The sequence below is a fragment of the Butyrivibrio sp. INlla18 genome (assembly GCF_900103635.1).
GTDB lineage: Bacteria > Bacillota > Clostridia > Lachnospirales > Lachnospiraceae > Butyrivibrio.
The window spans coordinates 40,728-56,396 of record NZ_FMXK01000015.1 but is presented as its reverse complement, the minus strand read 5'-3'; the positions used below and the strand labels follow the sequence as shown (position 1 = coordinate 56,396).

15 protein-coding genes are annotated in these 15,669 nt (G+C 40.9%); all 15 read right to left on the bottom strand.

Translation table 11 applies throughout. From position 1 onward, the window contains the following. Positions 1–11: 11 nt before the first annotated feature. On the bottom strand, positions 12–1,022 hold the full coding sequence (locus BLS24_RS11485; RefSeq protein ID WP_091759183.1) for an SCP2 sterol-binding domain-containing protein: 1,011 nt from the start codon (positions 1,020–1,022) through the stop codon (positions 12–14). A gap of 38 nt (positions 1,023–1,060) precedes the next feature. Beyond that, on the bottom strand, positions 1,061–2,371 hold the full coding sequence (locus BLS24_RS11480) for a DUF6382 domain-containing protein (protein ID WP_091759181.1): 1,311 nt from the start codon (positions 2,369–2,371) through the stop codon (positions 1,061–1,063). Continuing rightward, positions 2,371–2,826: a hypothetical protein gene (locus BLS24_RS11475; protein WP_091759179.1), complete on the bottom strand. Its 456-nt coding sequence runs from the start codon at positions 2,824–2,826 to the stop codon at positions 2,371–2,373. Before BLS24_RS11475 ends, BLS24_RS11480 begins: the two co-directional genes overlap by 1 nt. Continuing rightward, positions 2,813–3,244 carry a prepilin peptidase gene (locus BLS24_RS11470; protein ID WP_091759177.1) on the bottom strand — a complete coding sequence of 144 codons (432 nt, stop codon included), beginning with the start codon at positions 3,242–3,244 and terminating at the stop codon, positions 2,813–2,815. The genes BLS24_RS11475 and BLS24_RS11470 overlap by 14 nt, the downstream gene beginning before the upstream one ends. Positions 3,245–3,257: 13 nt before the next feature. Further along, the gene (locus BLS24_RS11465) at positions 3,258–4,073 is read right to left on the bottom strand and encodes a hypothetical protein (protein ID WP_143015180.1); all 816 of its coding nucleotides are present in this window, start codon (positions 4,071–4,073) and stop codon (positions 3,258–3,260) included. A 74-nt stretch (positions 4,074–4,147) separates the two neighbouring features. Then, on the bottom strand, positions 4,148–5,476 hold the full coding sequence (locus BLS24_RS11460) for a DUF5702 domain-containing protein (protein ID WP_143015179.1): 1,329 nt from the start codon (positions 5,474–5,476) through the stop codon (positions 4,148–4,150). 94 nt (positions 5,477–5,570) lie between these two features. After that, a complete protein-coding gene (locus tag BLS24_RS11455) occupies positions 5,571–5,789 on the bottom strand; it encodes a Flp1 family type IVb pilin (protein WP_236845941.1) in 219 nt (72 codons plus the stop codon). Positions 5,790–5,845: 56 nt separating this feature from the next. Then, positions 5,846–7,303 carry a type II secretion system F family protein gene (locus BLS24_RS11450; RefSeq protein ID WP_091759171.1) on the bottom strand — a complete coding sequence of 486 codons (1,458 nt, stop codon included), beginning with the start codon at positions 7,301–7,303 and terminating at the stop codon, positions 5,846–5,848. Between the two features lie 15 nt (positions 7,304–7,318). Next, a complete protein-coding gene (locus BLS24_RS11445; protein WP_091759169.1) occupies positions 7,319–8,083 on the bottom strand; it encodes a type II secretion system F family protein in 765 nt (254 codons plus the stop codon). Continuing rightward, entirely contained in the window at positions 8,022–9,266 is a 1,245-nt protein-coding gene (locus BLS24_RS11440; RefSeq protein ID WP_091759167.1) for a CpaF family protein, read from the bottom strand. The genes BLS24_RS11445 and BLS24_RS11440 overlap by 62 nt, the downstream gene beginning before the upstream one ends. Next, positions 9,250–10,260 (bottom strand): P-loop NTPase family protein, encoded by a 1,011-nt coding sequence (locus BLS24_RS11435; protein WP_091759165.1) that lies wholly within the window; start codon positions 10,258–10,260, stop codon positions 9,250–9,252. The genes BLS24_RS11440 and BLS24_RS11435 overlap by 17 nt, the downstream gene beginning before the upstream one ends. Then, positions 10,257–10,676: an A24 family peptidase gene (locus tag BLS24_RS15625; protein ID WP_176764426.1), complete on the bottom strand. Its 420-nt coding sequence runs from the start codon at positions 10,674–10,676 to the stop codon at positions 10,257–10,259. The genes BLS24_RS11435 and BLS24_RS15625 overlap by 4 nt, the downstream gene beginning before the upstream one ends. 103 nt (positions 10,677–10,779) lie before the next feature. Beyond that, on the bottom strand, positions 10,780–11,256 hold the full coding sequence (locus BLS24_RS11425) for a flagellar protein FliS (protein ID WP_091759161.1): 477 nt from the start codon (positions 11,254–11,256) through the stop codon (positions 10,780–10,782). A gap of 18 nt (positions 11,257–11,274) precedes the next feature. Then, on the bottom strand, positions 11,275–12,438 hold the full coding sequence (locus BLS24_RS11420; RefSeq protein ID WP_091759159.1) for a flagellin N-terminal helical domain-containing protein: 1,164 nt from the start codon (positions 12,436–12,438) through the stop codon (positions 11,275–11,277). Positions 12,439–12,470: 32 nt separating this feature from the next. Next, positions 12,471–15,593: a DUF6240 domain-containing protein gene (locus tag BLS24_RS11415; protein ID WP_091759157.1), complete on the bottom strand. Its 3,123-nt coding sequence runs from the start codon at positions 15,591–15,593 to the stop codon at positions 12,471–12,473. Positions 15,594–15,669 lie beyond the last annotated feature (76 nt).

The following is a 15,669-nucleotide window of genomic DNA, read 5'->3' as shown; positions in this document are numbered from 1 at the left end:
AACAACACCTATCATTCTGACATTAGTTCAAAAAGCTGATCCATGCTCCTTAGCAGCTTGAAGTCGCCCTTCATCTTGACGCTTCCGCCCATAAAAGCTCTCTGAAATGTCATGTGACCATCAAGAATCTCTTCAAAGACCTTCTGGTCTGCTGTGATCACTACATCACAGCCATCTTCATCCTGACATCTTAGATCGCACTTGCTGTTATCAACATCGATCACTATAGGCTTAAGCCTAGAGTTGTCTTGGAATACTATCTTATACTTAGCTCTAACACCTGCAACAGGAGTGAATTTCTTTTTGAGCACCTTGGCATATTCATCAGAACTGCCTGCAGCAGACTCTTCCTGTCCCATCTTGTCTCTAAATATGCTTGCAAGCTCCTGAAGGTCTTCCTTCTGAGTGCGTACATATTTGTCATCAGACGCATACTCAGAAAGCTGCTCTGATTCCTGTGGTGTCAGATCAATACTATTAGCTACTGCCACTTTATTGATGACAGCCTGATTACTTGCAGGGAATACTGGCATCTTCTGGCTGATAGTTCTATAGATGTTCTCAGCCTTTTTATCTATGATCTTGCTATACTCAGAGCTATTCTCAAGCTTAGTTGTATCAGCAATATATCCACATATTCCTTCACAAGGAAGTCCTCCAAGCATCTCCCAAGCTGCTGCCAGATTAGTCATACCCTCTCTTTCGCCGTGAGTAGTCGACATTACAACAGGGGCCATGTAGATCTGCTTGATCTTTTCTTTATCACCATAAAGCCAGCACGCATCAAGAAACTGCATCATATAGCCGCCAACTCCAAACCACTCAACAGTTGATGCCAAGATGATTCCATCTGCATCCTTGAGTGTGTTAGGAAGCGCAGTTATGCCATTCCTCTGCTCGTACAGATTGTACTGCTGAACTTTAACATTTAATTCCTGTAAAACTGCTGTAATTTGCGAGATAACGCTTAAGGTAGGATCATCGATGATCCCTCTTCCTCCATAATAGATGTTTATCTTCATGAATACCCCTCCAACCAGTTACAGATAGTATATCACATTTATCGGATATCAAAGCATATTCTGCCTAATTTTACTTCATCTCCTTCTTCTATATAATTCTTTTCTTGGGGAACGAGTTTGAGACCATTCCTAAAACTTCCGTTGGTGGACCCCAGATCCACAAGAGCAACGCCTTTCTCATCGCGAAGAAACTTGCAATGAATGCGTGATACACTAGCATCTGCCAGCACTCTGTCCACACAGCCTTCCATTTTCCCAATAGTGATCGGAAGCTTGTCTAGGCAGATTCGGATAGTCTTATCCATGTTTCTACTATATAGAGTCATATGCTCTGTTTCTTCGGCATCCAAAACCACTGTTTCTTCGCACTGGCCAAGGTCTAGTTTCTTAGCCTCCTTTATAGAAGCAGTTACGTGAATTGGAATGTCGTATGACACCTCATCACCAAAATCATCGTAATTATCATATTCTTCTATATCTTCTTCGTATTCTTTTACCTTTTTCTCTTTCTTAGGACCACTCATTGTCTTTAACCCTGATAAAAAAGCTACTGCCCCAGTTACACCAGATACAAGCATGATCGCTATAGATAAGAGATTCTCTTCTTTTGTAAGAACGTAATTTACTCTGATGTACATAAGTCCAATGATTACCGCCACAAATAAAAGTGAGAAAAAGAGCTCTGCCTTGCCACTAAGTCGTCTCTTTGCCCTTTCCATTCCGGTTTCTTCGGGTTCTTCTATCTCTTCTTCCTCTTCGAAATATACTTCCGGCTCTTTTATCAGTTCTATCTTTTCTTCTTCAGGCTCTTTTAACAGCTCCGAAAGAATATCAATCAAAAGAACATCTGATAACTGCGCTTTGTCACAAAGGCCATAGATAAGCTCAACCGCCTTCTCATCATCGTGATCCGTAATGCATAAAACAGATTCAAAAAACGCCTCAACTGACACGTTCTCACCATAATTTGGATAGTACATGAATTGATATTCGCCTGAAGACAAGTTGCAGAACACACTCTTACAATCAAGGACTATGCCTTCATTTCCAAGGAGGTGCTCTGAAAGCCCTTCGATCATGATCTTCATATCGGAAAAGAGCTGCATAAGCTCGTCGTACCCCATTCCTCTTGAAGAGTACCTATCTTCAATGCTCATCATGGAGCTAATATCATAATAAATAAAATTCTCCTGATTGATCTTTCGAAGAGAACTCTTCAAAAGCTTAGGTATCCTTCCGCTTTCCATTATCTTTAACTGATAACGGGTATCCTTCTTTTCCATTATGTCTGCGTCGCAGCTGCAGACAGCATAACTATGTTTTAGATCTCTATAAAATTTCTGTTCCATTATCCTACGCTCCTTTGCGCAATATCCTTTAGTCGTTTAACTCTTCTCATATGCTTTATCTGATCTAGCTTTTTGGCTTTACCCGCCGCTATATAATCCCATCCTGTCTTTGGCTTCAAGAAATATCTGCCCATAGCCCTTGTTCTTACGGCGCTACTACCTGTAACTATTATTTCTTTGCCATTAACCTTGGTGTGTACTATAGGTTTTTCACTTCCAAAGTACTTGTTCCCCAGCACTTGATCTGTCTTCGCCGCAACATATCCTTCTGGATCTTCTTTAAACTCAGTAGATTTATTTATGCTAGCTCTAAAAGCCAAAATGTAGCTATCCTGAGAAAGCACGCATCTTCCATATAGGTAATAAGTAAAAAAGATAAGCACTGCAAATACGCAGATTACCATAGGAACGATCAAAGATGCTTCCAATGTCATATATCCCTTAAATTTTCGCAAAACAACTCACCACCATTCCAACTGTCATAAAAGGCACAAATGGAAAACTGTACCTTTTCCCAACCTTTTTAAAGATCATCAATATAATAGAAAGAACTCCGCTTGCAAAAAACGCTATTACAAGCCCCATCACAAGTCCTCCAAATCCAATCACTGGCCCCATAGCAAGAAGCAAAAGCCCATCTCCATAACCAATTCCTTCTCTGGTGATCCATGCCAGCAACATTACAAATGCCCCCGGCAAAAGAGACATAGCCACATCAAGGCCAGTATTTTGCCCTCTATAAATCGAGAAAGCGCTGTACACTAATGACACTGCCGCTAAACCAAGCAGTAATGCTCCTGAGATTTCTCTTTTCCTGACATCCTCAACCGCCGCAATAACAAGTAAAGCTAAAACCAAAACAATCTGAATCATATTTCCTCCTAAATTAACCACATCCGCTGCAAGGCCTTCTGCCTCCGACTTCTGATATAGGCACTGTGTATATCTTTCTTTTCAGACCAGCGCAGTTAACGCTGCTGTGGTATCTGATACCGTAATCAGTAATAAACACATTCCCTCCACTGATACTACCTCCGCAATATTCACAAGGGTAATACTTAGAACCATCCATGCTTCTTTCCTTTTCAATGTCATCCAAACTGACGCTGCGAATACTGAGTTTTAGATGATTGCAGTTAATGTCTCTGTGATACACTTCGCCGTGCTCTGTAACATAGACCATCTCTTCTTCGTTCTCATCTGCCGCCGCGCCTTCGCTTATGTCATAGCCAGTCCAGGCATGCCCGTAATATCTAGCTTCCACAGGAAATTCTTCAAAGCATATAAGAGAGATAAGCGGATGGACCTTATAATCGATTACGATATCTATGATGTCATTTCCAAGCATTATCTTAGATGGCAAATAGCTAAGGCCTGCCCTCCCATCTGTTACGCAGCCTTTTTCAAGCTCTTCGCCAAGATAACTTTCCACTTTTCCCTTCACATAAAATACTGAAAGCGCTCCTGAGACTGTGCTAACGCCATCATCTTCAATGCCAAGAGTTCCTTCTGCGCATCTTTCGTCGAAAGCAAAAAGCGCCAGTTCATTTCCCGTCTGATGCAAAGCCGCTTCCATATCACACTGCATTTTGATGATGTTAAACGCCATCATTATGTTAGTAAAAAAGAAAATAAAAAGAGGCAGGACTATAGATGCTTCTACAGTTATAGAAGCAGATAAAGACACTCCTTTTTGAGCCACCTGGAGAAGCGTTCTTTTTATTTTTTTATATTCTTTATAAGAAGTGCCTTTAACTACTCCTATTTGTCTGCACTTCATTCCTCGTACCCATATACCCTTTCAATTTTTACGTCATAGCCAAACATTGATGCCACCTCGATCTCTCCGCAGAATGTATCCAGGCAGTGATCGATCTTAAACTGTGAATTACCACTTGTTCTCCTTATATCCATCTCCATTATGTCCATGAGCCTTAAGGTCTTTTTATCAAGATCAGTCATTAAAAGACGCATCCTAAGATAATCCTCATAAAGAAGCCCTTCATCTTCTCCTCCCTCACCCAGATGATCTCTAAAAGAGAGCATATTTGTCAGGCTAAGCTTCCAAGTACTATCGCTCTTAAAAAGAGGAACCCTTCCCCCAGAAAAAAGCGCATGTAGATCAGCGATACTTTCAGCAAAGGTCCAAGCAAAAAGAATGGAATACTTCACAAGATCTTTTAACTCAGGAACAAGCATTATTGCAGTCAGCGCCAAAGCTATAAGCTCCGCCTCTTCAACCTTTGCACTACAGTTAAATAAATAGAGCATATTTGAAGCCTCTCTCCAAAACAGCAGCGTCTCTGCCATCTTTTCAAGATTCCCATAGTCACTACTTTGACCAAATGCCAGGTACTCAAGCTGATATTTCAAAAGAGCTTTTTCCATTTCTGCACCGTATCTACTGCATTTTTCGTAGTAGTACTGCTCAAGAAGAAGCTTTTCAGAAGCTGAAACCTCTTCATAATCCCTAAGTCCTGTGCCTTTATTAAGTTCCCTGTGTGAAGCATACTGCGAAAGATCTACTGCAGCCTTTGAAATACTAGATTTATCCTTGATAGCAAGGTTTAATGCACCTATACCTTTTTGAGAATTGACGATATCTGCTGGATTTCCAAGCGTTATCTGCTCTTCTTCACCCTTGTCGTTAATGATTGTTGGAAGCTCTATAGCATCAATCTGCGCTTGGTTTTCACTAGCCATTGCTTCAACATCTGTCGTATCAAAGCCAGCATCCTGAAGTGTCTGCGTGTTACTCACAACATCTGTCATGAGAGCCCCTACTGGTTCCCCAGCCATGTATGCTAGTATCTGCCTATTTAGCACCGTGCCCTTGTTGTCTGATGCAAAAGATGTTCCTGTTATCCTGGCATCTTTGCAGTACGCACCAAGCATTGTTGTCTTTCCCGTAAGCTTACCAACTGTACTTCTTTCAAAGTTCTTTTGAACATATCTTCTTAGATGTTCTTCTGTATTTGTAATGCTATGTCTTCCTGTCCCATAAGATGTGTCGACCATAAACAAGCCGTACTGTTCGTACAATTCCCTGTTATACTCTGCTAGTATTGAATTCATGGAGATGTCTGCCACGCATTCCGTCTTCATCTTTATTGCTCCAATCCTGGCTCCCTGATAGAGAGCCAAGATCAGAGACATGATTATCATTATTGATAGGGATAAAAAGACAGTTAGATAACCCTTAGTTTGTGATCGCACGGGTATCTGCCCTTATTGTTTTAAAGACATCTTCAACGATTCCAGAAATTTCTTTTTTAAAGACGATTACTAATCCAATCAGAACTACGATGATGAGAATTACTTCTACTGTACCCATTCCGGACTCATCATTCCAGAAATCCATTACTCCTTTCCTAATCTTTCCTCCGATTTTTTTCATGTTTTGTGTTACTAAATTCATTTTTCCTCCTTTTGGCTTTCGCCTGATATATGTAAAAGCAGCATTGCTGCGATTACTCAAAATGCCATATATGCTGGAATCATTATGATGACCATAACTATCACCAGCATCAGTATCATTGGTAAAAGAAGCTTCGTTCCCGCCTCTTCTCCAAGCTTTCTTGCTGCATCCATCCTCTCATTGAAGGCTTTCGTTGCTTCCTCATTCAAAACATCCAAAAGACTACTATTCCCTTTCCTGAGATTCTGAGAAAGAAGAGTTGATAACCTGGTATATTGCTGACTTGCACATCTCATACCAAAACGCTCATATACGTCTGCTTCCGACGCTCCACTTGATAATTCTCTAGTGGCTCTTACCAGTTCTTCATAAACAAAATGCTTTTGACCGCCTTGCTCTAGCTTTTTTAAATAGCTTCGCCCAAGCTTTTCAAAGATATTTCGAACCGTCATACCTGCTCCAAGATACAAAACAAGCTTTGAAACCAGCTGCGGATAATCACTGAGCATCTGCTCCGACCTTTCTTCCATGGTTCTTTTTAGCTCTTTATCTTTGAAAATATAGGCTGCTGCCCCACCTATGATCGTAAGGATCAGTATGAGAAGACTGTTATCCTCATTCTTAACCTTCCAGACAATAGGCTGTCCCTCATATGTTTGAGGCAAATTTATCTGCTCATCATAGACAGATTCTTCATCAGCACTTTTGATAAGCTTTTGTATCCCAGCTATCATCCTTTCCTTTGGACTTAAGCTTTTTTGAATGAGATTAACAGGAATCACCTGCTGCCAGCTAAGATCTCCATACTTGTAAGTCGCTGTCAAAGTGACCACCGCTCCTGTACTTGGAATCTTATCTGTTTCAAGGCTACCGTCATAATGCATAAGCTCGTAGTCATCGACCTTCCAATACACAGAAAACGGATAGCCCGGAACACTCTCTACGAGATCAAGGTCAGTCCTGACTTCATCAAGCGTAGAATTTTCAGCAAGGATGATACTTTCCATCTCGGTGCTGGCTTCTTCAAAAAGCTTGTCTGCTTCCTCTTTGGTATAGCTTCGCTCATTGACAAGGACATCAAATTCCCCGATCTCTTCGCCGTCTTCCTTAGAAGCAACAAGCTCAGTTTCAAAAGAGCCCTCACCATAGCTTTTTCTACTTACTGCGCCCCCATCTACAAGCCGCGTTCCTCGAATTCCAGAAAGTGCCATCATAAGCGCAAGTAAGCTTCCTGCCAAAGTCATCACCAAAAAGATACAGATCTTTCTGATGAAGTACTCGGTCTCCATTTGTTCAATATCTTTTCTATTACTCAAAACCGACAGATAACCTCTGACGGATTCAAGCTTTAGGGGATTTCTTTTTCTAAAGAGCTTGTTATAGATGAAAAGAGACACCTTCAGAAGCTCCCTTCCTATCCCATCCTCTGTGATTCCAGGCGGTAACTCTAGGTTACGAGCCATGATCCATATAACAAATGCTGCGATCAAGATGATCAAATACAAAAAAATCATTTATTAACCCTCTGGCTAAACTGAAATATTGACTATCTTTTCAGATAGAAGATAGGCTGCCACATAGACAACCATGCAAATCGTCATTAAGACTATTCCGAAAATATTGTGATAGAGAGGCTCAAAAAAGCCCCTGCTAGTTAATTCAATATAGAAGATGATGAAAAAAGGAACGAAATTCATTATCCTAGCTTCCATTCTTTTTGCGCTTATCAAAACTTCGATTTCTTTTTCAACTTCTATCTTCTGAGAAATGACCGCTATGGTCCTTCCAATTATGTCTGTCATATTGCCGCCGCTTCTTTTAGCTACAGCAAATACCCCTGCAAATTCCTGAATATCTGGATTTTCGCTTTCATTTCCAAAGGTAAAAAGAAGCTTCTCAAGGGGAATATTATTTTTAAGCCCTTTGCATATTTTATCCAAATGCCCACCTATAAGACTCTTCTTGCCATACAAAAGTTCCATGTCTTTTCTGGCTTCTCTAAAGGCATTCTCTATGGAATAGCCCGCTTTGAGGTTCGTAAGAACCGACGCTATGGCATCTTTAAACTGTATTCCCACAAGCCTGCAATCACGCTGTCTTGCCAGCTTCCTTTGATGTATCATCCACGGGATCATTATTGGTAAAAGAGCTACCACTGCAATCCACGAATCATAAAAGATCCTTCCAAAAAGAACCGCTATACCTGCTCCTTGAAGAAGAAGCGGAATATCATTAACCCTCGGCGGGTAATCGCAGACCTGCCGATAAAAGTTTTTCAGTATTTTTAAGTTCACCGACTCTCCTCCATTCACCTATTATCTTGCCCTTACTATCCGAACCTGTTTCCTCGAATCTAAATAAAGGATTGGTGTTTATCTTTCCTGTAGTTTCGTCCAGACTCTTTTCAAGCTCACAGATTTCCAAAAGCTTTCTTGATCTATCTCTTAATCTTCCAAGATGGATCACTATATCTATTCCTGAAGCTATCTGCCCTCTCACAGCAGACAAAGGAATCTCAACACCCATAAGTACCATGGTCTCTAATCTTGAAAGCATGTCCTTTGCACTATTGGAGTGGCCTGTGGACATGGCCATATGCCCTGTGTTCATAGCCTGCAACATGTCAACGCACTCGCCGCCTCTGACTTCACCGACAATGAGCCAGTCAGGTCTCATTCGTAGAGATGACTTTATAAGATCTCTTATGGTTATCTCCACGCAGCCTTCAACATTGGCATTTCTAGCTTCGAGCTTTACCAGATTGGGAACTTCAAGTATCTGAAGCTCTGCATTGTCTTCGATAGTGATAACTCTTGAATCTTTGGGAATATAATTAGACAAAGCATTTAAGAATGTTGTTTTGCCGGAGCCTGTACCTCCCGAAATAAAGATGTTATAGCCAGACCTGACTAAAACTGACAGATAATCTTTGAGGTACTCTGAAAGAGCTCCAAGCTGTATTAAGTTTTCCATAGTAAAGGGCTTTTCAGGAAATCGCCTTATGGTAACAATAGGCCCATTTAGTGCGATAGGTGGCAAGACCACATTTACTCTTGATCCGTTATCAAGCCTTGCGTCAACTATTGGAGATGCCTCGTTTACTACCCTGTTACAGGAAGCAACTATCTGCTGGACCACATCCTCAAGCTTTTCTTTTGACTCAAAGCTTGTCTTGCTCTTTATGATGGAGCCCGCTCTTTCAATGAAGATATTGTCCATCCCGTTTATCATCACCTCCGTGATAGTAGGGTCGTCTACAAGCTCCTGCAAAACATCTAGTTTTCTCAAGGAATGAAAGACATTTGTCTTTATCTTTCTTCTGACCTCTATTGGAACAGCCATTTTCTTGATCTCTTCTGCAAGAACCACATCGATGATCTCCATAAGCTCTTCATCAGAAGTATCTTTTGAAAGATCAAGGCTTGTTACCACCTTTGCTCTGACGCGCCGTCTGATATCTTCAAATCTCTCGCTCATTTATAAGCTCCCTGGCTATTCTTGTTAGACCGGTTGTGTCCTTAACGTCCATCATGTTGACCTTTCTTGTCATCGCCACCACGTCTTCATAGCCATTCTCTCTAAGGGTATCTTCATACATATCAACTCTGTAGGCATCTGTGCTTCCAGCTTTAGTAACTGTATAGACCATATGGCACAACCTCAAGATATCAAAGAATCCATCTGGATAATCAGTAAGATCAAGGATCACATACTCATAACCTGCATCAGTCATTAGTAGATTCAGAAGATGCTTTAGATTATTACTGTCGATCTCTTTAAGCTGCATTGCTGTTCTAACCGGAGATATCACATCCAAAGAGCCTTTTTCATTCTTAACCTTTTCAAGATACAGACAAAACTTATTACTATCTCCCTCTGCATAATACAAAAGGTCCGAAATATCCCCATCTTCTTTTAGGCCAAGAACCTTGGGAAGGGTAGAATATCTTTCAAAGCTTAAAAAGACTGTCTTTCCCTTTTCAGAAAGTTCTTCTCCAACCTTAAGAGCAAGACTTGTTTGTCCACATTTGGAGATTGGTGAATAAAAACCAAGGACTTTTCCACAAGAGCTCACATTTTTTACATTGATACCCACAAAATCCTCTGACTTTTTTACACAAAAGTCTATTATGTTACCCACAACATCTCCTGCTGCCTGATACTTACTGGTATGCTCAACGTTGCTAAGGCCGTAGCTCTCCTCTTCTTCGCACACTCCCTGTATCTCTTCATCAAGAACCAAGATGTTACTGATACTCCCTTCCGGAGCTTTTTCCTTAAGAGCAGCATATGCATTTTCAGATATGACAAGTAATGCAATCTGTGTATGCTTCATAAACTCTCTTAGTATCTCAACTGCCGTAAAAGAGACAATGTCAAAAGATAGTTTTAAGTTTTCCCTTAAATACTCATCCAGCCTGCTTATATAAATCTCGTCTGTGTCACACAGCGCAAGCAAAGGCCTATTCATAGTGCACCTCCTATTACAAACAACGCACTTATAAGTACTGGTACCGCAAAGTGAATCGTCTTTTTCTTATTACGTTTTATGATCATTATCACTAGTGAAATCAATCCTGCTATCAAGAAAGATAGTAGGATGCAGGAAAAGGTGTCCTGCAATGACATGAATGCCGCTGTAGCCATAAATAGCTTAACATCACCTGCGGCAATTCCTTTTAAAAGATAAACCGGAAGTAAAATTATAAATGTAATACCTACTGCTGAAATGGATGCTGTAAATGATTGGAAGCCTCCGAAGGCGGCAGATATGATACCAATTAGTAGTCCCGGTATCACCCAGAAATTGTAGATCTTGTCTTTATATAGGTCAGTAAAAACTGCGCCCGACAAGAAGGTAAATAGAACCGCTTGAATAAAGCTCACTCCTTCCTTAGAAATTATTCGAGCTCGCGATTAAAGAATTTACCAAAATATTTTTTTGTTGTAAAGTCCCCCAAAAATAAAATAGCATAATGCACAAAGTGCATTATGCCATTAATCCTCGATTCATTGAAATCGACGAAATGTCTTCATTTAAGCTGTGTCTACCATATGTGAGTCCAGCGTAGACTTTCTGGGTGTTTCCCATAATAGGAAGACTGTTATCTGCCTTCTCAAGCTCCTTGTAAGCTTCATGTAATAGCTTAAAGTTCTTCTTTACTCGCCAAATGTGGTGAAGGCTATGTGTAACGCCAGCTGCCATCAGCTCTTTCTTGGAGAAGATATATATCTGATGCAGTGTTCTTCCTAGTTCAACGCTAAGATTAATAGAAGTGATAAGCTGATCTATGCAATTCTGAGCAAATAAAAGGTTCTTTTCAGCCTCTTCTTTCTTGCCAACACTGAGCTGATCCATGGCTTCATCAAGATAATCGATAATGATCTCATATGTGATAGTGGTCAGCTGTGTCTGATTTGCCTGAGAAATCTTAAGAGTAAATTCCTGTTTCTTTTCCTGAGTCATAGCACGCCTCCCTTTCTATTACTGTAACAACTGCAGTATCTGTGAAGGTCTCTGATTAGCCTGTGCCATCATTGATGTTCCAGCCTGAGAGAGAACCTGCTGTGTTGAATATGTTGTCATTTCTTCCGCCATATCAACATCCATGATTCTTGAGTAAGCTGCTGTCATGTTTTCTACAGTAATATCAAGTCCGCTGACTGTATGCTCAAGTCTGTTCTGATAAGCACCAAGTCTGCTTCGAATAGAGCTTATTGTTGTGATAGCATTCTTTGTGCTCTCGATTGCTTCTTTTGCACCCTGAAGATTTGCCATATCAAGGTTATAAAGAGAAAGTGTTCTAAGTGATACTTCTGGAATTCTGATATCAAGTGTCTGGCCTTCGTTGGCACCAACCTGCATGGTCATTGAACCCTGAGCAGTAAGCTCAACATACATGTCGCCCTTATAAGCCTGATCGATCTGAATGCTAATTGACTTTCCTGTGCTGTCTTTAAGTGTCAGTACATCCTCTTCTACAGTTGCTGTCATGTGGTTTGTCATGTACTGCTCGCCATTTTCTTTGTAGATCTTGATATTTGCTGCAACAGCGTCATCAATGAAAATAGCTTTTTTATCTACACCTGTTGAACCAATAAGGTTTGCAAATTCAACATCAATTCCTTCAATTCTGTATTTTCCAGCCTCTACTGAATCTGAATAGCTGCAGAGCTTAACATTAGGATTGGTCTGACCGTACTTGTCTGTTACATAACCCTTAAGATCAAAGGATCCGTCAAGGATACTCTGTCCATTGAACTCTGTAGTATTAGCCATTCTCTCAATCTCTTCTTTGAGAAGTGTTACCTCTTCCTGAATGATCTCTCTGTCTGAATCTGTAAGAGTACCATTAGTAGCCTGAATAGCAAGCTGGCCCATTCTCTGTAAGACAGCATGAATCTCAGACAGAGTGCCGTCTGCAATCTGCACGATAGAAATAGCATCGTTTGATGAGTTGTTAGCAACTCCAAGTCCTTCGATCTGAGAATTCATACGACGTGACATTGCAAGGCCAGATGGATTATCCTTGGCGTTTGCAATCTTAAGACCACTTGATAACCTCTCAAGTGATTCAGATAGTCTTTTATCAGTCTTCTGTAATGCATTGTTAGCGATCATTGCTGATACATTATAATTAACTTTCATTTCAACCTCGTTTCTGCACGTACCTGCTGCCCTTAAAGAGCTTCGATAAATGCTTTTGCCATTTTTAGCAAAGTAGTTGTGTCTGTGTTGTTGTTCTGTCCGCCATCCATGGCTCTGGCAATTCCCGTGCCTACTCCTGTAGGTCTACTCTGTGCGTGATAAAGGATACTGATCATATTCTGGTCTACACCCATGTCCTTTATCATATTCGCAAGATTATCACACATTTTCTGCCTGATTCCTTCAAGATATTCAGTTTCTTCGGCGTTCTCTGCACTCGTTGTAGTGAGCATTCCATTTATCACGCCGCCTTTTTCATAAAGACTTGCTGTAATAAGTCCATACTCATAGGTCTGAATACTTGCGTCCATCCTTGTGATATTACTGCTGTCACTTCGCAAAGTGACATGCATTGAAACCTTGGTTCCTTCAACTTCTACTGGAATCTCAAAACTTCCTCTTTCAGCATTTCCGCTCATAACGGATAACTGCTTCTGCATGAGCTTTATTGCTCTTACATCAATGAAGCTGTTTTTCGGATTAAGTATTTCTTCGGAAAGCTGATCTTTCAAAGAAAGTACCTGCTTCTGATACTCTTCTTCATAGCCTTCTTCTCCAAGAAGTGAAGTGAGTTTATCCTGGATCTCATCAGCCTTTTCATGGTAACTAGCTGTCTTTTCCCAGATACTGCCGCTCTTTCTGTCTCGCCTATTTGCGATCATGGCCTCAAGATTGTTGTAGGTAAGTTCCATTTCGAGAGAGTCCATCTCATCAAGAGTACTTTCTGTAAGCCTAGATGCTACTGTCTCTCTGATGTCTTTTAGCTGTTCATCGCTAAACTTTCTTTCAAGCTCTTTATCAATCTCAGCCTGACTAAGCGCACTTGCAAGGTCTGGTAAAAGAGTCTCATTCTTTGGTGCTGCCTTGGCTAACTTTTCAGGTTCAAGGTTCTCATATACTATATCGGCTTGTGCACTATAAAACCTGAAGGCTGAATTTATCTGTTCATCAATTTTTATTCCAGATCGTCCTGCTGATAAACCACCGAAATCGTCATCAACAGTGAAGTCCAAGCCTCTTTTTGAAGTCTTCTGAGTTCTTGTTGCCTTCAAAAGATTTTCCAAAGTCATATCCTGATCTGTCTTAAGCAGTGATCCGATAGCCTGATAATCAGTGGCTTTGATGGTATGGAAAAGTCTATAGATACCGATAAATGACTGTTTTTCTGCCTCTGTTATATCGCCTTTTTTCTCAAGCTTATAAAGGAACTTGGCGTACTTCTCATCAGATTTACTATTTCCATTAGAAGAATCCTTGTCTCCTCCCATGAGATTCTCATCAAGGCTCTTTCCAAGTTCTTCTATGGTCATTCCAAGAGGGTTCTTGCCTTCTCTTATAAGATCAAGCACTGCTCCTGGTTTTAATCTATCTATTGTGGACTTAAGCTTCTGATCCCAAGATCTTACCTTTTCGAAGTTCTCTTCGTTAATTTCCATGATGTTATATCCAAGGATCCTGACAGCTCTTCTGTTCTCATCATTTAACTCTTTGCCAAGGTCCTCTAATATATCATCGACATTTCTAAAGGCTTTTTTGATGCTGTCTCCCAGGTCTGATCGTGGAGCTGTCATGAGCTCTTCATATCCCTGGCTTGCTGCCTTGAACTTCATTGTAAGCTTAGCTGCTTCTTCACTTATCTTTCCAAGCGTTGCCTTCTCAAACTCAGAAGACATCTTGCCAACAAGATCTGCTGGAGCTGTCCTGATGATCGAGATCCTAGAAAGAGACATCTCAAAGATTGCCTTTGAGCTAACCCCCGTAACATGGGTATGCTCATCAACTGCCTGACCTGCTGCCTCATCAGCCTGCTGCCCGAGAAGACCTTTTAGTCTTTCAATGAGCTGCTCCATAGGGGCTGTGTCTATAGAAAAGCCGCTGTCTAAGAGCTGCTTATTTGCTTCTACTGTCATCTTAAGCCTTACTTCTTCAAGCTGAAGGCGGGCTGTCTGGGATGCAGCACTATCATAGTACGCAGCGTTTATAGAAACTGAAGAATACTCAGCTTCAAATAAATTCTTAAGATTAACTTCTTTTCCCTGTGAAAGAACCTTGTCTACTGACGTATCTGAAAGTCTTGCCGTTTTATCTGCAATCTCAATAGCCTTGTTCATGTTGCTCGTTGGATCTACGAGATTACCTTCCACTGCGCTCTTTCCATCTGCTATTGCTGATGTTATAACGCTTGCAAGTTTTTCATCCTCTATAGGAAAAGAAATATCTTTTAACTCAAGTACACGATCTAAATTCTCAGCTGTAAGTGGAATGCCCTGCATCACTGTCCATTTGGCCATATCAATAACATGGTCATCCTCTGCAGAAAGCCCAGCTTCCTGCGCTACCTTTTCAAGCTGAGGGCGAAGCTGCTCCCAATCATAGCTATCAGACTTCTGAGCATAGTATCCGCCCATATCCTGAGCATAGAAGCCTCTTCCAGATGCGTTCTGTCCATTTGTACTATGCTGAGCCAGATATACATTGCCAATTGTCGCTGACTTATTGTTAAGTACCAGATATTTGACCGCACTATCGTCAAGGTTCTCCATCTGAGAAACCTCCTCATAGGCAACCTTGGCATCTGTTACGTTTTCTTCTGTTAATGGAATGTCATTTTCAGAAAAACTGCTTTTGAGCGCAGAAGCAAAACCTTTGTTTCCAAAGATCTTGGTAAGCTTATCAAGACTCATGTCATCATTGTAGCCAACAACTTCAACGCCAGCCTGCAAAAGGGCGCTCTTGATCCTGTCTACTATGGTGACTGTCTCTGCACTATTTAGATTTTTAAGATCAAATCCATCCTCAAGGGCCTTTGCATAGTCCTCCCCTGACATGGTATTTGATAAAAGAGCCATAAAATTATGTCTATTCAAAACATCCGTGTTTTCTGCCATGTTGCTGATGTCATCAATGCTCTTTGCATTTTTTGCATATGCGTCGTCACTAAAAAGACTTGAATCTAACTGTACTGCATATGCGCTTCCACCAGTCTTTTCTGTTCTTCCAGCACTTAAACCTGTTCTATTTTCTGCTTCCATGCCGTTTATGAACGGTTTCTTTTCAGCGCGCTGGTCTGTAATGTTTTGAAAAGTAATATTCATCTGCGCCTCGCTAAAGAAATCTACACGAAAAAAGGTGACGGTTTATTCCGTCACCTTCTATTTCGGCACATGGTCA

What these genes read in the sequence shown, in the direction of transcription:
- BLS24_RS11485 (WP_091759183.1), bottom strand. Translation starts at nt 1,022, where the DNA reads ATGAAGATAAACATCTATTATGGAGGAAGAGGGATCATCGATGATCCT.
- BLS24_RS11480 (WP_091759181.1), bottom strand. Translation starts at nt 2,371, where the DNA reads ATGGAACAGAAATTTTATAGAGATCTAAAACATAGTTATGCTGTCTGC.
- BLS24_RS11470 (WP_091759177.1), bottom strand. Translation starts at nt 3,244, where the DNA reads ATGATTCAGATTGTTTTGGTTTTAGCTTTACTTGTTATTGCGGCGGTT.
- BLS24_RS11460 (WP_143015179.1), bottom strand. Translation starts at nt 5,476, where the DNA reads ATGAAGACGGAATGCGTGGCAGACATCTCCATGAATTCAATACTAGCA.
- BLS24_RS11455 (WP_236845941.1), bottom strand. Translation starts at nt 5,789, where the DNA reads ATGAATTTAGTAACACAAAACATGAAAAAAATCGGAGGAAAGATTAGG.
- BLS24_RS11450 (WP_091759171.1), bottom strand. Translation starts at nt 7,303, where the DNA reads ATGATTTTTTTGTATTTGATCATCTTGATCGCAGCATTTGTTATATGG.
- BLS24_RS11440 (WP_091759167.1), bottom strand. Translation starts at nt 9,266, where the DNA reads ATGAGCGAGAGATTTGAAGATATCAGACGGCGCGTCAGAGCAAAGGTG.
- BLS24_RS11435 (WP_091759165.1), bottom strand. Translation starts at nt 10,260, where the DNA reads ATGAATAGGCCTTTGCTTGCGCTGTGTGACACAGACGAGATTTATATA.
- BLS24_RS11425 (WP_091759161.1), bottom strand. Translation starts at nt 11,256, where the DNA reads ATGACTCAGGAAAAGAAACAGGAATTTACTCTTAAGATTTCTCAGGCA.
- BLS24_RS11420 (WP_091759159.1), bottom strand. Translation starts at nt 12,438, where the DNA reads ATGAAAGTTAATTATAATGTATCAGCAATGATCGCTAACAATGCATTA.
- BLS24_RS11415 (WP_091759157.1), bottom strand. Translation starts at nt 15,593, where the DNA reads ATGAATATTACTTTTCAAAACATTACAGACCAGCGCGCTGAAAAGAAA.